Origin of the sequence: Acinetobacter sedimenti (assembly GCF_022601685.1) — a bacterium.
Classification (GTDB): domain Bacteria; phylum Pseudomonadota; class Gammaproteobacteria; order Pseudomonadales; family Moraxellaceae; genus Acinetobacter; species Acinetobacter sedimenti.
The window spans coordinates 157,732-179,429 of the sequence record NZ_JAKUML010000002.1; the positions used below are offsets into that span (position 1 = coordinate 157,732).

General features: G+C 43.3%; 18 protein-coding genes. 1 reads left to right on the forward strand and 17 read right to left on the reverse strand.

Translation table 11 applies throughout. The features are described 5' to 3' along the window. Positions 1-61: 61 nt before the first annotated feature. From pncB to MKI79_RS01845, 7 genes are all read right to left on the reverse strand, one after another. On the reverse strand, positions 62-1,270 hold the full coding sequence (gene pncB / locus MKI79_RS01815; RefSeq protein ID WP_241570359.1) for a nicotinate phosphoribosyltransferase: 1,209 nt from the start codon (positions 1,268-1,270) through the stop codon (positions 62-64). 41 nt (positions 1,271-1,311) lie between these two features. Then, positions 1,312-1,983 carry a glutathione S-transferase family protein gene (locus MKI79_RS01820; RefSeq protein WP_241570360.1) on the reverse strand — a complete coding sequence of 224 codons (672 nt, stop codon included), beginning with the start codon at positions 1,981-1,983 and terminating at the stop codon, positions 1,312-1,314. Positions 1,984-2,023: 40 nt separating this feature from the next. Then, the gene (locus tag MKI79_RS01825; RefSeq protein WP_241570361.1) at positions 2,024-3,322 is read right to left on the reverse strand and encodes a replication-associated recombination protein A; all 1,299 of its coding nucleotides are present in this window, start codon (positions 3,320-3,322) and stop codon (positions 2,024-2,026) included. A 125-nt stretch (positions 3,323-3,447) separates the two neighbouring features. Further along, positions 3,448-4,674 (reverse strand): PQQ-dependent sugar dehydrogenase, encoded by a 1,227-nt coding sequence (locus MKI79_RS01830; protein ID WP_407651529.1) that lies wholly within the window; start codon positions 4,672-4,674, stop codon positions 3,448-3,450. Between the two features lie 118 nt (positions 4,675-4,792). Beyond that, on the reverse strand, positions 4,793-4,963 hold the full coding sequence (locus tag MKI79_RS01835; RefSeq protein ID WP_241570363.1) for a hypothetical protein: 171 nt from the start codon (positions 4,961-4,963) through the stop codon (positions 4,793-4,795). A gap of 170 nt (positions 4,964-5,133) precedes the next feature. Next, positions 5,134-6,330, reverse strand: coding sequence for a PepSY-associated TM helix domain-containing protein (locus tag MKI79_RS01840; RefSeq protein ID WP_241570364.1), 1,197 nt, complete (start codon positions 6,328-6,330; stop codon positions 5,134-5,136). Between the two features lie 154 nt (positions 6,331-6,484). Beyond that, entirely contained in the window at positions 6,485-6,967 is a 483-nt protein-coding gene (locus MKI79_RS01845; protein ID WP_241570365.1) for a YcgN family cysteine cluster protein, read from the reverse strand. A 266-nt stretch (positions 6,968-7,233) separates the two neighbouring features. On the opposite strand from MKI79_RS01845, the gene MKI79_RS01850 reads away from it, so the two are divergent. After that, positions 7,234-7,392 carry a DUF1328 domain-containing protein gene (locus MKI79_RS01850; protein ID WP_092619960.1) on the forward strand — a complete coding sequence of 53 codons (159 nt, stop codon included), beginning with the start codon at positions 7,234-7,236 and terminating at the stop codon, positions 7,390-7,392. A 113-nt stretch (positions 7,393-7,505) separates the two neighbouring features. Here MKI79_RS01850 and MKI79_RS01855 read toward each other — a convergent pair whose 3' ends face one another. From MKI79_RS01855 to MKI79_RS01900, 10 genes are all read right to left on the reverse strand, one after another. Then, positions 7,506-7,883 carry a hypothetical protein gene (locus MKI79_RS01855; RefSeq protein WP_241570366.1) on the reverse strand — a complete coding sequence of 126 codons (378 nt, stop codon included), beginning with the start codon at positions 7,881-7,883 and terminating at the stop codon, positions 7,506-7,508. A gap of 105 nt (positions 7,884-7,988) precedes the next feature. Then, complete coding sequence (gene rpoC, locus MKI79_RS01860) at positions 7,989-12,176, reverse strand: DNA-directed RNA polymerase subunit beta' (RefSeq protein WP_241570367.1); 4,188 nt, start codon at positions 12,174-12,176, stop codon at positions 7,989-7,991. Between the two features lie 155 nt (positions 12,177-12,331). Further along, a complete protein-coding gene (gene rpoB / locus MKI79_RS01865; protein ID WP_241570368.1) occupies positions 12,332-16,420 on the reverse strand; it encodes a DNA-directed RNA polymerase subunit beta in 4,089 nt (1,362 codons plus the stop codon). Between the two features lie 328 nt (positions 16,421-16,748). Further along, positions 16,749-17,123, reverse strand: a complete 375-nt coding sequence (gene rplL, locus MKI79_RS01870; RefSeq protein ID WP_241570369.1) for a 50S ribosomal protein L7/L12 — start codon at positions 17,121-17,123, stop codon at positions 16,749-16,751. Positions 17,124-17,177: 54 nt separating this feature from the next. Then, positions 17,178-17,684 carry a 50S ribosomal protein L10 gene (gene rplJ, locus MKI79_RS01875; protein ID WP_241570370.1) on the reverse strand — a complete coding sequence of 169 codons (507 nt, stop codon included), beginning with the start codon at positions 17,682-17,684 and terminating at the stop codon, positions 17,178-17,180. Between the two features lie 286 nt (positions 17,685-17,970). Next, positions 17,971-18,666 (reverse strand): 50S ribosomal protein L1, encoded by a 696-nt coding sequence (gene rplA, locus MKI79_RS01880; RefSeq protein ID WP_241570371.1) that lies wholly within the window; start codon positions 18,664-18,666, stop codon positions 17,971-17,973. 3 nt (positions 18,667-18,669) lie between these two features. Next, on the reverse strand, positions 18,670-19,098 hold the full coding sequence (rplK, locus tag MKI79_RS01885) for a 50S ribosomal protein L11 (protein ID WP_001074682.1): 429 nt from the start codon (positions 19,096-19,098) through the stop codon (positions 18,670-18,672). Positions 19,099-19,238: 140 nt separating this feature from the next. Next, positions 19,239-19,772, reverse strand: coding sequence for a transcription termination/antitermination protein NusG (gene nusG, locus MKI79_RS01890; protein WP_241570372.1), 534 nt, complete (start codon positions 19,770-19,772; stop codon positions 19,239-19,241). Between the two features lie 6 nt (positions 19,773-19,778). Continuing rightward, on the reverse strand, positions 19,779-20,219 hold the full coding sequence (gene secE, locus MKI79_RS01895) for a preprotein translocase subunit SecE (RefSeq protein ID WP_241570373.1): 441 nt from the start codon (positions 20,217-20,219) through the stop codon (positions 19,779-19,781). Positions 20,220-20,423: 204 nt separating this feature from the next. Continuing rightward, positions 20,424-21,575, reverse strand: a complete 1,152-nt coding sequence (locus tag MKI79_RS01900; RefSeq protein ID WP_241570374.1) for a DUF389 domain-containing protein — start codon at positions 21,573-21,575, stop codon at positions 20,424-20,426. Positions 21,576-21,698 lie beyond the last annotated feature (123 nt).

The following is a 21,698-nucleotide window of genomic DNA, read 5'->3' on the forward strand; positions in this document are numbered from 1 at the left end:
TTTCTAACCTTTTAATACGACCACGCTGAACAATGAAATCTCACAACAAACGAATATAATATCAACCTTGAGCATCGGGTATTTCAAATACTTGGCGCAGATAAGCAAGGAACGTATCATTATCAGTCATGGTTTTTCCTGGACTATCCGAGATTTTTGCCACCGACTGACCATTGCATTCCACCAATTTTAAGACAATGTTTAATGCTTTTTGTCCCATATCATTGGTTAGATTTGTCCCGATACCAAAGCTGACTTGGAAACGATCTTTAAAATAGTGATGCAAATCCCACGCCTTTTCTAAATCCAAGCCATCGCTAAAGGTGAGCATCTTGGTACGACTGTCGATTTTCAACTTTTTATAATGTGCATAGGCTTTGTCGCCCCACTCATACGGGTCGCCACTGTCATGTCGTAGACCATCAAACAGCTTGGCAAAATACAGGTCGAAATCTCGCAAGAAAGCATCCATACCGACCACATCGGTCAAGGCAATGCCGAGATCACCCCGATATTCTTGCACCCATGCTTCCAGTGCCGCTTTTTGGAAATCTCGCAAACGCACGTCTAAGGCTTGAAATGCCTGTAGAAATTCATGCGCCATCGTCCCGATCGGGGTGATGCCCAGTTGCATCGCCAGATAGACATTACTGGTACCACGAAGCACATTCGGTGCAGCAGCTTTTAAAGTTTCCACCACATGTTTTTGCCACGCATAGCTATAGCGACGACGTGTGCCAAAGTCGGAGACCAAAAATGGTGGCTCGCCGTTTACTTGTTGATCCGCATAGCTTTTTAAAAGCTCAGCTTTGGCTTGTAGGCGCTTTTCACCTTCGATATGCGCATCGTCCACATCCAAGCGTCGGTAGTACAATTCATTGACGATTGCGAGCACATAAATTTCAAAGCACATGGCTTGCACCATTGGTCCTTCGATGCGAATCACCAATTCACCATTATCATCGACTGTGGTTTCGATAAAACGGCGCTTAAGTTGGAACAATTCTAAATAATCAACAAAATCACTTTTGATAAAGCGCCACTGGCGTAAAAACTGTAATTCTTCGGCACTAAATTTCAGCGTGCACAGATCGTCCAGCTCTCGGTCTAAGTCTGCTTTTAATTCTCGCAGTGGATAGGCGGCTTCTTTGCTATTGCGACAGCGGAACAGGTAGACACTATCTGCTTGCGGGAATTGGTGTAACACCACTTGCAACATGGTGAATTTATACAGATCGGTGTCGAGTAAGGACTGAATAATGCCTGACATAAAGTTTCCAACTCACCTTAATTTCTAAAAAGCTTAAATTCTTAAACGCTCATCGCCTTGCCACCGTCAGGGCTTTTTTGCTTGGCACGTTGCAAAGCAGGACGTTGATTGATTCGGGCGAGATATTTTTCCACATTCGGCAATGACAGTTCGCTTTGACGTGAGCATAAACCTTCTAATGGGAAAATCATTTGAATATCGGCAAAGCTAAATTGATCGCCTGCAAAATAGTCATGCTGCGCCAAATGCTGTTCGAGAAAGGCAACATGTTCTTTTAAACGTGGTTTTGAAAATTGTTTTTGTAATTGTTCACCAATCGCATTGGTGATCGGACGGGCTAGAAACGGCACTTTTTTGCTACCTAACTGACTGACCACCAAAGTAAATACCAACAACGGCATTAATGAACCTTCGGCATAATGCATCCAGTAATTATATTGATTGATGCCTTCTGCGCTCTGCGGTTTAAATTGACTGTCCGTATCATATTTGGCTTGTAGATGATCTAGAATCACAGCGGACTCAGCAACCACTAAACCTTCATCAGTAATCACAGGTGCTTTACCCAGTGGATGTACTTTTTTCAGCTCAGGTGGTGCAGACATGCTTGGCAAGCGTTTGTAATATTGCATGTCGTAGTCGACGCCCAACTCTTCGAGTGCCCAAAGAATCCGAATCGAACGTGAAAATTGTAAATGGTGTAGGGTCAGCATATTTTTTCCTTATCAATATCCATGAAATTAAATGGTGTGATTACTGATTTTGCTGTGATTGCGTTTGTTGCCAACGACGTTGTTGTAAACGCTCAGATTCCACTTCTCGCTTATTGAGCGCACGTTGATACAACACTGTACCTTTAAGCTCGGGTGGCAAATAGTCCTGCATGACAAAATGCTCAGGATAATCATGTGGATAGAGATAATCCACACCATAACCTTGTTGTTTCATCAGTTTGGTCGGTGCATTACGAAGATGAAGTGGTACAGGCAATTGAGCCGTTTTTTCTGCCAAAGCAAGAGCACGATTAATCGCCATATAGGTACTGTTACTTTTTGCACTGGTTGCCAAATAGACCGCACATTGCCCAAGGACAATGCGAGCCTCAGGCATACCAATCGCTTGCACCGAACGAAAACACTCGCCTGCCATGAGCAGCGCATTCGGATTGGAGTTGCCGATATCTTCCGAGGCGGCAATCAACATGCGCCGTGCAATAAACACAGGGTCTTCGCCACCTTTGAGCATGCGAGCCATCCAGTACAGCGTCGCATCAGGATCACTGCCTCGAATCGACTTGATAAAAGCAGAGATCAAATCGTAATGCTGTTCACCTGATTTGTCGTAGCGAGCAATATTCTGTTGAGCGACTTTGACCACTAAAGCATCATTGACTACATTGTTCTGACGCTCTTCCAAATCTTCCGCAGGAGGTAAAGTACTAGCGACTAAATCAATCAGGTTTAAAGCTTTTCGTGCATCACCAGCGGCAAACTGAATCAACGCATCCCATTCATCAATGCGCATCGCACGACTTTTTAAAAATTGATCTTGTGTTAATGCTTGACCAATCAGTTGTTGAATCGCTTCATGATCTAAGGCATTCAGCGTATACACCTGACAACGTGACAGAAGCGCACTATTCACTTCAAAAGAAGGATTTTCAGTGGTTGCACCGATTAAAGTAATTTTGCCTTTTTCCACTGCGCCGAGGAGCGCATCTTGCTGTGATTTATTAAAGCGATGAATCTCATCAATAAACACTACTGGCGTGAGCAAATCACCACTTTCTGCGATTACTTCACGGAGCTCTTTCACCCCAGTATTGAGTGCAGATAAGCTAACAAAAGGACGATCGACCGCTTGTGCAAGGAGCAATGCAATGGTGGTTTTCCCCACACCTGGCGGTCCCCAAAAAATGATTGATGGCAGATGTCCCTGATCAATCATCTGACGTAGAGGCGCACCTTCTCCCAAGAGATGATCTTGTCCGATGATCTCATCTAAGCTCCGTGGTCGGATACGTTCGGGTAAAGGAATGGTGCTATTCGACATGCAAACTACTCAGGATGATTTTGTCAGGATTGTTGGGCTAAATTCATAAAATTGAATATATCCATTGTCAGCGATGACGCAGATATTTACAAACAGTTTCAGCAACTTCCAACAACAAGATTTCATTACTTTGAAGTGAGGTGTAAAAGCTTACCATTTGAACCATCTTCAATCACCCACAGACTACCATCATTGGCAGAGATCACCCCACGAATCCGCTCGCCCATATCCAAACGCTGTACTTCCTTAGCAATATTGTCTTTGGCTTGACTCATATCAACGATGACAATGGCTTTAGAAGATAGTCCGCTAATGATCGCTTTGCCTTGCCATTGTGGAAATTGCTCACCCTGATAAATAATCATACTCGACGGTGAAATCACAGGTGTCCAACTGATCGCAGGCGCTTGAAACTCTGGGCGTGTGTCATGATCTGGAATATCTCGCCCATCGTAATGATCACCATTAGATACGATCGGATAGCCGTAATTCGCCCCTTTTTTGATGAGATTCAGCTCATCACCACCTTCAGGTCCCATCTCAACCACCCAAAGTTGCCCTTCAAGATCAAGTGCCATACCGAGTGGATTGCGATGTCCAAGCGACCAAATCTGTTTTGCAACATCACCTTGATTAGAAAAAGGATTATCTTCGACAGGTGTACCATCATCATGCAGACGTAGAATTTTCCCAAGATTGCTATTCATATCTTGCGCAGGGTCAAAGTGTTGACGCTCCCCAGAAGCCACCCAAAGCTGATCTTCAAAATCAAACAACATGCGATGCCCATAATGCCCTTGCCCTGACATTTTCGGCACTTGTTCCCATATTTTTTCTAAACCCGTTAATTTCGGTTGTCGTGGATTGCTGAGGTCTAATTTTGCTCTGGAAATTTCCGCCCCATAACCACCTTGACCTTGTACTGCATAACTCAGATAAACCCATTGGTTTTCAGCAAAATGTGGATGAATCACCACATCGCCCAAACCGCCTTGCCCACCATAAGCAACTTTGGGCACGCCTTGCACATCAACACTTTGCCGAGTAACAGGATCGAATAATTTGAGCTTGCCTTGCTTTTCAGTGATTAAGAGTTTTCCATCAGGAAGCTTAGTGATCGCCCACGGCTCATCAAAGGTTGCGATTTCTTCGACTCGATACGTTTGATTGATTTTCGTTGAATCTGTACTACTTTCTGTAGCTTCTTGATGTGCCGTCGTTGTTGAGGAGTTTGGCGAGGAACATGCCGAAAGTGAAAATACAGAAAATGAAACCGTACAAGCTAAAGCCAAAACTGTACATGTCCGTTTAGTTTTACGACCTTTAACATCATTACCTTTCACTTTATCCATCATCTTCTGCCTTCCTTAAATTTCTTCAACAATAGAATCAGCATAAGGGATTTTATAAAGTTTGAATATGAAGGCTGTGTTAATGGCGAAAACTCGATAAAGCTTTCGCCATGTTAACTTACTTTTCTTTAAGCTTATTCGCCCGATAGATTGCCAAAATGATCGGTAAGGCGGTGATGATGAGCAAGACAATATCCCAAACACCATCAACCAAAATCATCCCGATGATGCCTGCCATACTCACCACACATAGCAACCATAATGTATTTAAATTATTCCAAAGATTCATGATGTCACCATACATTTAAATAGACTTTGGGGAATCTCGAAAAACCTAGCGAGTAGCGTAAATTTCAAGGCGCACCTCGCACAGCAACCACAGTGTACTTGGCGTACATGAGGATTGCGAGCAAGGAGCAACGCAGAAATTTGCCGACACAGGTGGTTTTTCGAAGTTCCCTATTGTTTACGACGTACCCACCACAGCCACGCCCCATTCACCGTGATAAACAAAGTCATCAGCGTACACAGTGTCCACAATAGCTTTAAGGCCAATCCACCAAAGTTACCAAAATGGAGCGGTTGCGACAGGAATATCGCTTTCAAATACACAGGAATATCTTCAACCGTTGTGAGTTCACCAGTTCCTGCATCGACCAAAGCGATTCTTAACAGTTTTTCCTGAATCCCCTCATGACCTTGTAGCAAGACCAAATAGTGCCCCTGCGTCGAGTATTCTGAGGTTGGGTAATACACCGAAGTCGGGTGCCAACCTTGCGAGCCTGATGCTGCTGCTTGGTAAACCTGATCAATCTGCACATTCGGATTGATGGTTTTTGCCTCTGCATAAGTCTGTTGCAAGCGTTGCAATTCCGTCATCTGCCAGACACCAATCGCCACTGTACCAATGCCCAGTAAAAATCCTGTAATGGTCACCACCAATGCCCAACCCAGTACCGCCGAACCGATCAAATTATGTAGATCAAGCTGAAAAATCCGTGAGCCTTTTTGTCGTCGAATGATGCCAAATAAAAACTTCTTCACATAAGGCGCATACACCACCAAACCTGAAATTAACGACAGAAAAACCAACAAAGCAATCAATGCGCCGATCAACTGCCCAATAAAGCCCATAAACCATTCTGCATGGAGCTCAAGTAAAAATCCTGTCAGCGTTTCCCGAGAGTTTGGCGCTTCCACCAGTTTTGCCGCAGGCACATCGGCATAGATCCAACGTGCATCACGAATGCCTTTACCCTCTTCAACCATACCAATCAGCATCACACCGGGATGATGATCTTCATCCACCGAAGTCATAATCACTTTTTCATTCGGATATGCCTGCTGTGCTGCTTTGATCGAGTCTGAGAATGGACGATGTTCACCATTGACACTAATCGAAGCTTCTGGCCCATGCCCGAGTGCATGATCAATCTCCTCATGGAAGATCAAAATCACCCCTGTAATCGACAAAATCGCAAAAGGAATCACCACAATCAAACTGATCCAGCGGTGAATCCACAAATTCGCACGATACCATGGTGATTGCTTGCTAGATTGTTTGTTCGATTGCTTCGCCGATGATTTATCGCTTTGCTTCGATGACAGGTTGCTTTCAGATGGTGGAGTAGTCGATTCCGACTTCAGTTCAGCCATAGCACTCAAAAATTTTATAAATAATAATGAATCGCATTATAGTTTAATGATTCTCAACTGCAAGTCTAGTCGCCCTGTAATGCGACAATTTCATCAATTCTTCATGTTGCGCCGATCTGATTTTTTTATTTCAGCTTTTCAAGATTTTGAAATCCTATCGCACCCAACGAATCACATATTCATCAACATGATCTTCATCTACTTCCGTTTCAGAGATACAACGATGCGCAACTGATTTCTTCGCTCGAATCACACTCTGACGATCCCCTGTAAGCAAATAATGCCAACGTGGTAAATCCTTACCCTCATAGACACGACGATATGCACAAGTGGATGGAAGCCATTTGATTTGCTGCAATAATTCAGGGGTAAGCTGAATACAATCAGGTACAAAATCACGTCGATTTGGATAATCGCTACACGCCCCTGTCGAACAGTCCAAAAGTTTGCACGATACCGACGTATAGGCAACCTCTCCTGTATCTTCATCTTCCAGTTTGATCAAACAACACTGTCCGCAACCATCACACAACGCTTCCCACTCTGTACGATTGAGCTGATCAATCGCATAGTGACGCCAAAACTCTGGACGGAGTTCGGCCGTGCTATTTGATGAGTCTTGAGGGGTAATCGACATAGGGGAAAATCATTTTAAGATTTGACAGCTAATTGTAACAGCTTGAAGCCTGAATTGATGAATACTGCACAAGTGAAAATGATGTAAATGTCTTGTCTATTGTTCATTTCCACACTTTTCATATCATTAAAAATCATAAAATATAAGCGAACACTTTTTATACGATTTGTTTTCAGATCAACTACATTAGCCACCAAAGTTCAACAGATACAACCACATAATGACATTATGATGAACCTACAAAAATTTTTATAGGGAGTATGATTATGTTTCGCTGGGCAATTATTTTTGCAGTAGTCGCTTTGATTGCAAGTGTTTTAGGATTCGGTGGTGTTGCGGGTCTATCTAAAGATTTTGCAGTAATTTTCTTAGTGGTTGCTGTGATCTTGTTTATCGTTGGCTTTATCTCACGTGGTAAAGTTTAAATACGAAAATTTTTAAGTACCAAACTTTAAGTATCAAACAATGAAAAGCAATCTTCGGGTTGCTTTTTATGATATATGACTCCTTACTTTAAAATTTTAATGCTTTTCAAATTTTAAACTATCGCTAAATTAATACGATCTACTTTCAAACAAACATCTTCACTCTCAAAACCTGAATAGTTCCTGAAAACATCGTCTTCTAAAATAATTGTATTTGTTCTAATTTTATTATCATAAAGTATTCCAAAAACTTGGTATCCGTATATATTTCCTATTCTACAAAATGAATCATTCATTTTAGTGTGTCTTGAAATATCAATATTACTATCATCTATGAAAAATAATGACAACTCGACTTCGTATTGTTGACCTAGCTCTAAAGTGTTTGGGTAATATGCTAAAAAGCATACTAAAATTTCGTTATTAATGCTTATCGTAATTTCATTTTCGTCTATTTCGGATAATGAAACTACTGTTGCTTTAAATTGCATCTCAACACTCCTTCAATTTATCAACATCTTAGCGTTTCCATAACCAACAAAAAAGAGCCCCGAAGGACTCTTTTTATTTCAATACTTTATTCCAATGAATCGTGCTTAGAACTGCTCTTCATTGAATGCTTGACTCAAGGCTTGATCCACTTCAGAGAAGTCATTCACAAGCTCTTGTTCAGCGTCTTCAGCTTCTTGACGACGACGCTCCAAGTGATGAGCAAGACCTGTACCCGATGGAATCAAACGACCCACCACTACATTCTCTTTCAAACCACGTAGATCATCTTCTTTGCCTGTTACCGCAGCTTCAGTCAAGACACGAGTCGTTTCTTGGAACGATGCCGCAGAGATAAACGAGTCAGTAGACAACGATGCTTTGGTGATACCCATCAATTGACGTTCAAATTTCGCAGGGAATTTGTTTTGCGCCAACAATGCTTGGTTTTCACCCACCACACGGATGTAATCGACTTGCTCACCTTTGATAAAGCTCGAATCACCACCATCGGTAATTTCTACTTTACGGAGCATCTGACGGACGATCACTTCGATGTGCTTATCGTTGATTTTTACACCTTGTAAGCGGTAAACGTCTTGCACTTCATTCACGATGTAGTTGGTCAATGCCACTTCACCTTTCAGACGCAAGATGTCATGCGGGTTTTGTGGACCATCAGACACCACTTCACCACGTTCTACACGCTCACCTTCGAACATGTTGATTTGACGCCATTTTGGAATCAATTCTTCATAAATCTCAGAACCATCATCAGGCGTGATCACCAAACGGTTTTTACCTTTGGTTTCTTTACCAAAGCTCACCACACCAGAGATTTCTGCAAGGATTGCATGCTCTTTTGGCTTACGTGCTTCGAACAAGTCAGCTACACGTGGTAGACCACCGGTAATATCACGTGTACGTGACGATTCTTGTGGTACACGACCAATTACATCACCGACACCGATGGTTTCGCCATCACGTACGGTCAAGATGGTATTTTGTGGCAAGAAGTAGAATTGCTCTTCGCCATCTACAGTATCCAAGACCACTGCAGGACGTAAGTCTTTACCAGATGCAGGACGTGAAGTCACAGGTAGAATCTCTACTGTGCTCATACCTGTTGCATCATCAGTCTTAGAGGTTGCTGTAACACCATCAGCGATTTGGCTGAAACGTGCTTTACCCGCAACTTCGGTCACGAGTGGATGCGTATGCGGATCCCATGTTGCCACGATACCGCCAGCTTCTACTGCTTCACCATCTTTGATCAAGATCGACGCACCATAAGGCACTTTATAACGCTCACGCTCACGACCGATCTCATCAGCAATACCAATCTCACCAGAACGAGAAGTCGTGACCAAGTGACCTTTGGCATGTTGTACAGTCTTGATGTTGTGGAAACGTACAGTACCTTTGTTACGTACTTGCACGCTGTTGGCTGCCGAAGTTCGGCTCGCTGCACCACCAACGTGGAATGTACGCATCGTCAACTGTGTACCTGGCTCACCAATCGATTGCGCTGCCATAACACCGACGGACTCACCCGGATTGACGATATGACCACGTGCAAGATCACGACCATAACATTTCGCACAAACACCGAAGTCTGCTTCACAAGCAATCACTGAACGCACTTTCATTTCATCGACACCCGCTTCTTCTAAGCGTGCTGCCATTTGTTCATCAATGAATGTGTTACGTGGGAATTTCACTTCGCCATCAACAATTACGTCTTCTGCAATCACACGACCAAGTACACGGTCACGTAACGGCTCGATCACGTCACCACCTTGAATGAGTGGAGTCATGACTAAGCCATCTAAAGTGCCGCAATCTGGCTCAGTGATCACCAAGTCTTGCGCTACGTCAACGAGACGACGAGTCAAGTAACCTGAGTTCGCAGTTTTCAGTGCGGTATCCGCCAAACCTTTACGTGCACCGTGAGTTGAGATGAAGTACTGAAGTACCGTCAAACCTTCACGGAAGTTCGCTTTAATCGGCGTTTCAATGATCGAACCATCTGGTTTCGCCATCAAACCACGCATACCTGCAAGCTGACGAATCTGCGCCGCACTACCACGGGCACCTGAGTCAGACATCATGTAGATCGAGTTAAATGATTTTTGCTTCTCGTCTTCACCCTGTTTGTTTTTCACAGTGGTAAATGACAAGTTGTCCATCATCGCTTTAGCAACTTGATCGTTGGTACGTGCCCAAATATCGACCACTTTGTTATAGCGCTCACCCGCCGTTACAAAACCTTGTTCGAACTGTTGTTCGATTTCACGGACTTCTGCTTCTGCTTTGTCAATGATTTGGTCTTTAGTCGGTGGAATTACCATGTCTTCCATACCAACAGATACACCTGAGCGAGTCGCTTGACGGAAGCCCAAATACATCAATTGATCGGCAAAGATCACGGTATCTTTCAAACCGAGTTTACGGTAGCAAGAGTTGATCAACTTGGATAAGTTTTTCTTGGTCATTTCCACGTTGATTTCAGCGAAGCTCAGACCCGCAGGTACCACTTCCCAAAGCAAGCAACGACCTGGTGTGGTATCAACAACCAAAGTTTCTTGATGACGTTCGCCTGATTCGCTGATCACTGTTTGATGCACACGAGCTTTGACACGAGCGTGCATAGCCACTTGACCAGTTGCAAGTGCACGGTTGACTTCGTGAGTATCTGCAAACACCATGCCTTCGCCTTTGGCATTCACTGCATCACGAGTGATGTAGTACAGACCCAAGACCACGTCCTGAGAAGGCACGATGATCGGCTCACCATTGGCAGGTGACAAGATGTTGTTGGTCGACATCATCAAGGCACGTGCTTCAAGCTGTGCTTCAAGTGTCAATGGAACGTGTACCGCCATTTGGTCACCGTCAAAGTCGGCGTTAAATGCAGTACATACCAAGGGATGTAGACGAATCGCTTTACCTTCGATCAATACAGGCTCGAACGCTTGTAGACCCAAACGGTGAAGTGTAGGCGCACGGTTCAACATCACAGGATGCTGACGAATCACGTGTGCAAGTACATCCCAAACTTCTGGCGTTTCACGCTCAACCATTTTCTTCGCAGCTTTAATGGTTGTTGCTTGACCAGTAGACTGTAGTTTGGCAAAGATAAATGGTTTGAATAGCTCAAGTGCCATTTTCTTCGGTAGACCACATTGGTGCAAACGTAGTGTAGGACCGACAGTAATTACCGAACGACCAGAATAGTCAACACGCTTACCGAGCAAGTTCTGACGGAAACGACCTTGCTTACCTTTGATCATATCAGCCAAAGATTTCAATGGACGTTTGTTCGAACCAGTGATTGCACGACCACGACGACCGTTGTCGAGCAAGGCATCAACAGATTCTTGCAACATACGTTTTTCGTTACGCACAATGATGTCAGGTGCAGACAAATCAAGAAGACGTTTCAAACGGTTGTTACGGTTGATCACACGACGATAAAGATCGTTCAAATCCGAAGTCGCAAAACGACCACCTTCAAGTGGAACCAACGGACGCAAATCTGGTGGAAGTACTGGTAATACATTCATTACCATCCACTCAGGTTTGTTGTTTGAATCTTTGAACGCTTCCATCAATTTCAAGCGTTTAGACATTTTCTTGAGTTTAGTTTCAGAAGATGTCTGTGGAATTTCTTCACGTAAACGAGCAATTTCTGCTTCAAGATCAATATCTTTAAGCAAATCTTGAACCGCTTCAGCACCCATTTTCGCTGCGAATTCATCACCATACTCTTCAAGCGCATTGTAATAATCTTCGTCAGTTAATAATTGGTACTTTTCAAGCGTAGTCATGCCTGGATCAGTCACGACATAAGATTCGAAATACAATACACGTTCGATATCACGTAGCGTCATATCAAGCAATAGACCGATACGGGATGGTAATGATTTTAAGAACCAAATATGTGCAACTGGTGACGCGAGGTCGATGTGACCCATACGCTCACGACGTACTTTTGCAGTGGTGACTTCAACACCACATTTTTCACAAATGACGCCTTTGTATTTCATACGCTTGTATTTACCACACAAGCATTCGTAATCTTTGACTGGTCCAAAGATTTTGGCACAGAACAAGCCGTCACGTTCAGGCTTAAACGTACGGTAGTTGATGGTTTCTGGCTTTTTCACTTCGCCATGCGACCATGATTTAATCACTTCAGGTGATGCTAAGCCAATACGGATACGATCAAACTCAAATGGTGTTTGACCATCGTTATCCGTTTTTTTACGCATGATATCGAGCAAGTCTTTCAATTTTTTTCTCCGTGTGTTGTGGAGATTTACACTTCACAACTGGGTCACAAATATTGTTTCTTAACTGAAATTGGGAATCTCTAATCCCCCTAAATCCCCCTTTGTAAAGGGGGACTTGCTCCCCTCTTTAATAAAGAGGGGCTGGGGGAGATTTCTTAGTCACCATTTTTCAGTTCAATGTTGATACCTAAAGAACGGATCTCTTTGGTCAATACGTTGAATGACTCAGGCATACCTGGATCCATATAATGGTTACCATCAACGATGTTCTTATAGATACGAGTACGACCTTCGACGTCATCTGACTTGACTGTCAACATCTCTTGAAGAGTGTACGCAGCGCCATAAGCCTCAAGTGCCCAGACCTCCATCTCACCGAAACGCTGACCACCGAATTGTGCTTTACCACCAAGTGGTTGTTGCGTTACTAATGAGTAAGAACCAGTCGAACGTGCATGCATCTTGTCATCCACCAAGTGGTTAAGTTTGAGCATGTACATATAGCCCACAGTCACTGGACGATCAAACTTATCACCAGTACGACCATCGAACAACTCGACTTGACCTGTACGTGAGTAGTTTGCAAGCTCAAGTAACTCTTTGATTTGACCTTCTTCTGCACCGTCAAATACAGGCGTTGCCAGTGGTACACCACCACGCAAATTGCCTGCAAGTTTTAGCACTTCTTCATCAGTCAAGCTGTTGAGATCTTCTTGCGTACCGCCAACTTTGTTGTAGATCTTGTCTAAGAAGTCACGTAGATCAGTCATCGCACGTTGTTGTTTGATCATCTTGTCGATTTGTTCGCCCAAGCCTTTTGCAGCTAGACCCAGATGCGTTTCAAGAATCTGACCCACGTTCATACGTGATGGTACACCCAGTGGGTTTAACACCACATCTACAGGCACACCATTGGCATCGTGTGGCATGTCTTCGACTGGCAAGATGTTCGAAACAACACCTTTGTTACCATGACGACCCGCCATCTTATCACCCGGTTGGATACGACGTTTCACAGCCAAGTAGACTTTAACGACTTTGAGTACGCCATGCGTCAACTCATCACCTTGTGCGATTTTGCGTTTTTTCTCAGCAAATTTCTCATCAATCTCTTGGCTCTTCTCTTGTAAGAATGCCAAAATTTGATTCATGCGCTCAGCAACATCTTCGTCATTGGCTTGAACTTCTTTCAAATCAACGAACTCTAGACCAGACAACACGTCCGCAGTCAGCTTATCACCACGCTTGGTTGTACCACCACCGTTTGAAGTCTGACCATCAAGTAGACGGATCATACGCTCACGAGCAGCTTCTTCGAAGATTTTGAATTCTTCTTTCAAATCTTTACGATACGCATCAAGCTGTGCTTTTTCGATTGCCAATGCACGTTCGTCTTTTTCCACGCCATCACGAGTAAAGACTTGTACATCAATAATTGTACCTTTAGTGCCTGACGGTACACGTAAAGATGAATCTTTCACGTCTGCCGCTTTTTCACCAAAGATCGCACGAAGCAGTTTTTCTTCAGGGGTAAGTTGTGTTTCACCTTTTGGTGTCACTTTACCAACAAGGATATCACCCGCTGTCACTTCCGCACCGATGTAGACAATACCTGACTCATCAAGTTTAGACAGTGCCGCTTCACCGACGTTTGGAATATCGGCAGTGATTTCTTCCGCACCCAATTTGGTATCACGTGCGACACATGACAATTCTTGGATGTGAATCGAAGTCAAACGGTCTTCTTGCACTACACGTTCTGATAATAAAATCGAGTCCTCGAAGTTATAACCGTTCCAAGTCATGAATGCGACACGCATGTTTTGACCAAGTGCCAATTCACCCATATCAGTTGATGGGCCATCAGCCAAGATATCGCCACGTGCAACTTCATCACCCAAATTCACAATAATGTTTTGGTTGATACAGGTGTTTTGGTTAGAACGGGTGTATTTAATCAAGTTGTAGATATCTACACCTGCTTCACCAGCAACCATTTCATCTTCGTTAACACGGATTACGATACGAGAAGCATCAACATAGTCGATCTTACCGCCACGATTTGCGATCACACACACACCTGAGTCACGTGCAACGTGACGTTCCATGCCTGTACCCACAAGTGGTTTATCTGCACGAAGTGTCGGTACAGCCTGACGTTGCATGTTTGAACCCATCAATGCACGGTTGGCATCATCGTGTTCAAGGAATGGAATCAATGATGCCGCCACAGAAACAACCTGCTGTGGTGAAACGTCCATATGTGTCACTTTTTCAGGTGGCATACGCACGAATTCACCTTGATGACGGACAGATACCACTTCATCAGTAAATGCACCTTTAGCATCTACCGCAGAGTCCGCTTGTGCAATCACGGTACCAACTTCTTCGATCGCAGAAAGGTATTCGATCTCATCTGTCACTGCGCCATCGACCACTTTACGGTATGGGGTTTCTAAGAAACCGAAATCATTCGTTTTAGCATATACAGACAGCGAGTTGATCAAACCAATGTTTGGACCTTCAGGCGTTTCAATTGGACATACACGACCATAATGGGTTTGATGTACGTCACGTACTTCAAAGCCTGCACGCTCACGGGTCAAACCACCTGGTCCAAGTGCAGAAACACGACGTTTGTGCGTGATCTCAGACAATGGATTGTTTTGATCCATAAATTGTGACAATTGGCTTGAACCAAAGAATTCTTTGATCGCCGCAGCAACTGGCTTAGCATTGATCAAATCTTGTGGTGACAAATTGTCGGTTTCCGCTTGAGAAAGACGCTCTTTTACAGCACGTTCAACACGGACTAAACCAACACGGAATTGGTTTTCAGTCATTTCACCAACTGAACGCACACGACGGTTACCCAAGTGGTCGATATCATCGACTTCACCTTTACCGTTACGAATTTCAACTAATGTACGCAATACATCAATGATGTCATCATTTGACAACACACCTTCGACTTGGCGTGTTTTATGATCTGTACCAACTTCGTAAGGGCGACCCAAACGACGGTTGAATTTCATACGACCAACTGGTGACAAGTCATAACGCTCTGGACTAAAGAACAAGTTGCCAAACAAGTTTTCAGCAGCTTCTTTAGTCGGTGGCTCCCCTGGACGCATTACTTTATAGATTTCGACCAACGCTTCATCACGATCACGTGTAATGTCAGCACGCAATGTATCGGCGATATAAGAACCACGATCAATGTCGTTGGTAAATAGAATGTTAAATTGCTTCACACCCGCTTCAGCGATTTTCACCAAGATATCGTGAGAAATCACCGTATTGGAAGGCAGCACTTCGCCATCTTTTAGGCTAATGTCTTCAGCAGTAATACGCTCGTACAAATATTCATCAGGTACTGCAAGCTTTGTTAAATTCGCAGCTTCCATCTGACGTACGTGACGTGCATTGATACGCTTGCCTTGCTCAACAATAACTTTGCCATCTTCGCCAGCGATATCAAACTGTGCCATCTCACCACGTAAGCGATCTGGAACCAAGTCAATTTGATAGCTCGACGCATCAACATAAACAGGAACTTTTTCAAAGAACAAACCAAGAATTTGCTCAGTTGAATATTCTAAAGCGCGTAGAATCACAGACGCCAACAACTTACGGCGACGGTCGATACGTACATAAACTAAATCTTTTGCATCAAACTCAAAGTCCAACCATGAACCACGGTAAGGAATAATACGTGCTGAGTAGAGCACTTTACCGCTAGAGTGGGTTTTACCCTTATCATGATCAAAGAATACGCCTGGCGAACGGTGCAACTGAGATACGATCACACGCTCAGTACCATTAATGACGAACGTACCGTTATCAGTCATCAGAGGCATTTCACCCATGTAGACTTCTTGTTCACGTACATCTTTGATCGCTTTGGTATCACGATCACGCAAAATCAAACGAATTTTGACTCGCATCGGTGCAGCATAAGTCGAACCACGCAAAATACATTCACGTACGTCAAACTCAGGCTTACCCAAATTATATTCGACAAACTCTAAAGCCGCATTCCCTGAATAACTTTCAATAGGGAATACGGAACGAAATGCGGCTTGCAAGCCAATATCATCACGGTTCTTTGGTGTTTTGCCATCTTGCAAGAATGTTCTATACGAGTCCACTTGAATAGCGAGCAAGTAAGGAACATCCATGATATTCGGCAAATTACCAAAGTTTTTGCGGATCCGTTTCTTTTCGGTATAAGAGTATGCCATCTGGATTCCTCGGACATTAAACTCATCTCGTCTGCAGTACGAGATGGAGCAGAAGTTATCAACAGGTCAAGGCTGACCGTCGCTTTTCAAAGCTGCAAAAAAACCAAAAGCGACAATAAAATGTTTAGCAATATCCTCTACGATCTTTCAAATTACTGAAAAATAAATAGAAAAACATTGCTAAACATTCAATCACATCACATTATCGACGCAAAAATGAGACTTCATTAAAAAGCGAGCCGATTATTGTAACGCAAAAAGGCTGATGACCCAAGAGTCATCAGCCGTTTTTTGGAGCTGATTTAAAAAAAACCAACCCCCCAAGCCATTACTTAAGTTTAACTTCAGCACCAGCTTCTTCAAGTTTCTTCTTAAGCTCTTCAGCTTCTTCTTTAGAAACGCCTTCTTTAACTGCTGAAGGAGCGCCTTCAACAAGATCTTTCGCTTCTTTAAGACCAAGACCAGTCGCTTCACGAACTGCTTTAATTACAGCAACTTTGTTCGCACCAAAGCTAGCCAACTCAACAGTGAATTCAGTTTGCTCTTCAGCAGCAGCAGCGCCACCAGCACCAGGTGCAGCAGCAACAGCAACAGCTGCAGCAGATACATTGAATTTCTCTTCGAAAGCAGAGATCAATTCAACAAGTTCAAGTACAGTTTTTTCAGCAACTGCATTCAAGATTTCTTCGTTTGTTAAAGCCATGAGAATAACTCCAAATGGATATTAAATGGTGTAAGTGATTGATTAAATTTAAGCTTATGCAGCTTCTTGCTCGTTTTTCTCTTTGAGCGCCGTCATGAGGCGACCCAATTTCGAAATTGGAGCTTGAAGAACAGATGCAAGCATAGTAAGCGCTTTCTCTTGGTTCGGAAGATTTGCGATTACGCTTACTTCAGTACCTTGATAAACCTTGCCATCAAATGCAGCGGCTTTGAGTTCAAATGCCTTGTTCGATTTTGCAAATTCTTCGAACAAGCGTGCAGCTGCACCCATGTCGTCTTCAGAAGTTGAAAAACCAAGAATTGTTGGACCAACTAGGTTGTCATTCAAAATATCGAATGGCGTACCTTCGAATGAACGCTTTGCCAAAGTGTTACGAACAATACGAGTCGTTACACCAAGCTTACGAGCTTCAACACGTAATTGTGTCAATTGCTCTACATTCAAACCTTGATAGTCTGCAACAACGGCAGAGAACGCTTTAGAAGCAACTTCGTTGACTTCTGCTACGATCTGTTTTTTGTCTTCGATAAGAAGAGCCATTGTAAAACCTCCTAAGGTGACTTATGCACTTGTATAAGTGCACTCCCAATTTGTAAGTCTTTTGACTCACACGCGGAGGAGGACATCAATCACACCACCGCGTCTACTCAGGTAGGATTAAGAAATAATGTGTAAACACACGCTTTCACCTGAGGTCTTTGACGCTGACAGGTTTGCACCCATCAATTCAAAGCGTGCTTAAAATTTCCAATCACCCAAAGACTCGTGAAAATTTTAAGACTTTAAAATTTTTTAAACTGTTTCAGCGCTAACGCTTACTAACAAATTAGTTAGAAACGTTGTTTACATCAATGATCAAACCAGGACCCATCGTAGAGCTCAAAGTGATCTTTTTGATGTATACACCCTTAGAAGTCGCAGGTTTTGCTTTTTTCAAGTCAGAAACCAATGCTTCAAGGTTTTGGCGTACAGCAGTTTCTTCAAAACCAACTTGACCAATCGCAGCGTGGATAATACCTGCTTTGTCTACACGGTAACGTGCTTGACCAGCTTTAGCATTTTTCACAGCACCAGCAACGTCAGGCGTCACTGTACCGACTTTCGGGTTTGGCATTAAGCCACGTGGACCCAAAATCGTACCCAACTTACCAACAACGCGCATTGCATCTGGAGCAGCAATCACGACATCAAAGTCAAGGTTGCCCGCTTGGATTGATTCTGCAAGATCATCAAAACCAACGATGTCAGCGCCTTCAGCTTTTGCAGCTTCAGCAGCAGCACCTTGTGCAAACACTGCAACACGTACAGTTTTACCAGTACCCGCAGGAAGAGTTGTTGCACCACGAACCACTTGATCCGATTTACGTGGATCAACACCAAGGTTTACCGCAACATCCAAAGACTCTTTGAATTTTGCAGCAGGAAGACTGTTAAGTACTTTTACTGCTTCTTCCAAAGTGTAGACTTTGTTTGCTTCAACAGCTGCAGCAATGGCTTTTTGACGTTTAGTTAACTTTGCCATGTCTTATAGCTCCACTTCCAAGCCCATAGAACGTGCAGAACCAGCAATGGTACGCACACGCGCGTCTAAATCAGCACCAGTTAAATCTGGCTCTTTAGTCGTAGCGATCTCTTCTAACTGAGCACGAGTCAACTTACCAACTTTAGTTTTGTTTGGTACAGATGAACCCTTTTGGATACCCGCAGCTTTCTTCAAAAGAATAGAAGCTGGTGGTGTTTTCATGATGAATGTGAACGACTTATCGTTGTACACAGTGATCACAACAGGAATCGGAAGACCTGGTTCAACTTTTTGTGTCGCAGCATTGAATTCTTTACAGAATGCCATGATGTTCACACCACGTTGACCAAGTGCAGGACCGATCGGTGGAGATGGATTTGCTTTACCAGCTGGAACTTGCAGCTTGATATAGCCGTCAATCTTCTTAGCCATGTTCAATTACCTCTTGGGTACAAACGCCGCCAGGCTCCCCAAATTGCATGTATCTGCCACAAAAAAAACACGACAAATACAAAATAACAAAGCCCGAATCATTCAAAAGAACTTATCGGGCAACTATACAGCAGAAAAAACTAGTTGGCTTTTTCTACTTGACGAAACTCTAATTCAACTTGAGTTGGGCGATTAAAGACATTAATCGTCAAGGTCAAGCGAGATTTTTCGTATTGAATTTCCTCAACCACACCTTTGAAGTCTGTAAATGGACCATCGGTCACCAACAATTCTTCACCTGGTTCAAACATGGTCTTCGGACGAGGTGCCTCACCTGTATTATTAATTCGAGCCAAAATCGCATCCGCTTCTTTCTGCGTGATCGGCGCTGGCTTCTCAGGTGTACCACCAATAAAACCCAAAACTTTTGGACATTCTTTGACGATATGCCAAGTATCGTCATTCATATCCATTTCAACTAATACGTAACCCGGGAAAAATTTACGCTCCGATTTGCGTTTTTTCCCATCCTTCATTTCCACTACTTCTTCAGTAGGAACAAGGACTTCACCAAAGCTATCGGCAACTGTGCTACGTGCAATACGTTCATTCAACGAACGCATGACTTGTTTTTCATAGCCAGAATAGGCATGAACGATATACCAACGTTTCATAGCAACTTATCCGATAAATAACTTAATCAACATACCCAATACATAGTCGAAACACCACAATACGATCGAAGTTACAATAACAACAACCAACACTTGCCATGAAGTGGTGATGGTTTCTTGCTTTGTTGGCCATGTCACACGTCGAAGCTCGATGCGTGAATCTTTTAATAGGCGAACAAAACCCTTGCCTTGGTGGGTGGCGTATATTAAACCGATTGCCACAATAATACAAGCAGCAATCACACCAATGCGAACCCACACATCACTTGCAGTTGCCCAATATTGTGGCAAGTATTGATTTGCCAAACTCGCACCAATCAATAAAGCCAAAGCAATGATCCACAAAATCACATCAAAAGGTGAACCATTCTTGACTAATTCCGCAGGGTTATTACGCTGAGGGATCGGCGCACCGTTAGACGCGTCATTCGATTTATCATTCGACATTTTTTTACTCGTCGTAAATTTCGCGACTAATTATATAGAACAATTCCTCCTGCATAAAGCAGGAATTCCAATTTCATAGACTTAATCTAATCGTCGCTAGTGTAGCGCTATTCAACATTAACCCGCAACTGTCTTAATAATTTTGAATGTGACCACCACATCTTCAGAATTATTTTTTTGAGAAAATCACATGCTTGATCAACACTACTCAGCAGTTTTCATGGAGATATGCTGAGCCTGACGTGGTGACAGCTCCACATCTTCAACACCTTTCGTTTGTAAAATCTTCACAGGGATGAAGCGGATTTGAAGCTTCGTTGGCAATCCTCGATTATCTTTACTCATTTCCTGATTCAGCATTGCCAATTGTTTTTGTGTCGGCTCATGATCGCCACGAATCACCACTCGTACCAAGGTGTAATCTTCTTTCTGATCAAAAACCACCGCATTGATAATATTGTTGTCGTCATTCAGATTATTTTTGACAATTTGGCTAATCGACGTTTCATAGAGCTGTAGACGAACACGTTGCGTCAAATTAAAACTTAAATACACCGCAAGTATGACTAAAACCAATAAACTCCAGATATTCCGTTTAATGAATTCCAAGACATTGCTTTGAAGCTCCTCTTCCGAACCACGACGAAACCCTGCAATCCACAATACTAATGACGAGCTAATCTGAATCGCCACCATGTTGGTCACTGCCAATAAAAACGCATTACCTGAATTTGCCCATTGAAAATGCGCAAATAAAATCCCACTGGCAACAAGCGGAGGAACTAAAGCAGTCGCCACAGCGACACCAACCACCGCTACAGAAAGTCGAGGTGATACCGAAGCAAATGCACCTGCCGCACCACCTGCGAGTGCAATCATCAGGTCGATCATCGTGGGTTGTGTCCGAGAGAGAATCTCCGAAGTCATCGGCATATCATGATGAATAAACCCGATGACCACACCAATCGCAAAGATCATTGCCACACCCATGAGTAGTGTGCTCATCGCCGTGCGAAACAATATCCATCGACTATCAATAAATGACAATGCCACACCTGAAATCGGTCCGAGCATCATTGCCACCAACATCGCCCCGATCACTACCGCTGCTGAGTCTGCAAGTAGACCATACGCAGCTATCACTGCAGCGAGTGCATTCATAATGAAAAAAGTTTTGGTCGGCAGAGCATCTGCTTGGATATTTAGACGGACTTGTTTATGGTCGATCTTCTTGGCATTTTCGCGTTTGGCTTGTTTGTAGCGTAGTTTTTCTTTGAGGACTTCGTATTTTTCTTGCTCGGGATGATCTTCATCAACAACGATGGTTGGGGAGTCTTTTTCGTTTTCTGTTGCCATGCGGAATACCAAAAAATTTTCATTTATCTAGGCTATTTATACATCATTTACTCAAGATTTGAATAATAGAGTGTTGTTAATCACCGCTTAGAATTGATCGCCCCTATCACCCCACATTTTCGT

Bases quoted from the DNA above. Each gene is read 5' to 3' on its own strand.
- pncB (WP_241570359.1), bottom strand. From the start codon at position 1,270: ATGTCAGGCATTATTCAGTCCTTACTCGACACCGATCTGTATAAATTC.
- MKI79_RS01820 (WP_241570360.1), bottom strand. From the start codon at position 1,983: ATGCTGACCCTACACCATTTACAATTTTCACGTTCGATTCGGATTCTT.
- MKI79_RS01825 (WP_241570361.1), bottom strand. From the start codon at position 3,322: ATGTCGAATAGCACCATTCCTTTACCCGAACGTATCCGACCACGGAGC.
- MKI79_RS01830 (WP_407651529.1), bottom strand. From the start codon at position 4,674: ATGGATAAAGTGAAAGGTAATGATGTTAAAGGTCGTAAAACTAAACGG.
- MKI79_RS01835 (WP_241570363.1), bottom strand. From the start codon at position 4,963: ATGAATCTTTGGAATAATTTAAATACATTATGGTTGCTATGTGTGGTG.
- MKI79_RS01840 (WP_241570364.1), bottom strand. From the start codon at position 6,330: ATGGCTGAACTGAAGTCGGAATCGACTACTCCACCATCTGAAAGCAAC.
- MKI79_RS01845 (WP_241570365.1), bottom strand. From the start codon at position 6,967: ATGTCGATTACCCCTCAAGACTCATCAAATAGCACGGCCGAACTCCGT.
- MKI79_RS01850 (WP_092619960.1), top strand. From the start codon at position 7,234: ATGTTTCGCTGGGCAATTATTTTTGCAGTAGTCGCTTTGATTGCAAGT.
- MKI79_RS01855 (WP_241570366.1), bottom strand. From the start codon at position 7,883: ATGCAATTTAAAGCAACAGTAGTTTCATTATCCGAAATAGACGAAAAT.
- rpoB (WP_241570368.1), bottom strand. From the start codon at position 16,420: ATGGCATACTCTTATACCGAAAAGAAACGGATCCGCAAAAACTTTGGT.
- rplL (WP_241570369.1), bottom strand. From the start codon at position 17,123: ATGGCTTTAACAAACGAAGAAATCTTGAATGCAGTTGCTGAAAAAACT.
- rplJ (WP_241570370.1), bottom strand. From the start codon at position 17,684: ATGGCTCTTCTTATCGAAGACAAAAAACAGATCGTAGCAGAAGTCAAC.
- rplA (WP_241570371.1), bottom strand. From the start codon at position 18,666: ATGGCAAAGTTAACTAAACGTCAAAAAGCCATTGCTGCAGCTGTTGAA.
- rplK (WP_001074682.1), bottom strand. From the start codon at position 19,098: ATGGCTAAGAAGATTGACGGCTATATCAAGCTGCAAGTTCCAGCTGGT.
- nusG (WP_241570372.1), bottom strand. From the start codon at position 19,772: ATGAAACGTTGGTATATCGTTCATGCCTATTCTGGCTATGAAAAACAA.
- secE (WP_241570373.1), bottom strand. From the start codon at position 20,219: ATGTCGAATGATAAATCGAATGACGCGTCTAACGGTGCGCCGATCCCT.
- MKI79_RS01900 (WP_241570374.1), bottom strand. From the start codon at position 21,575: ATGGCAACAGAAAACGAAAAAGACTCCCCAACCATCGTTGTTGATGAA.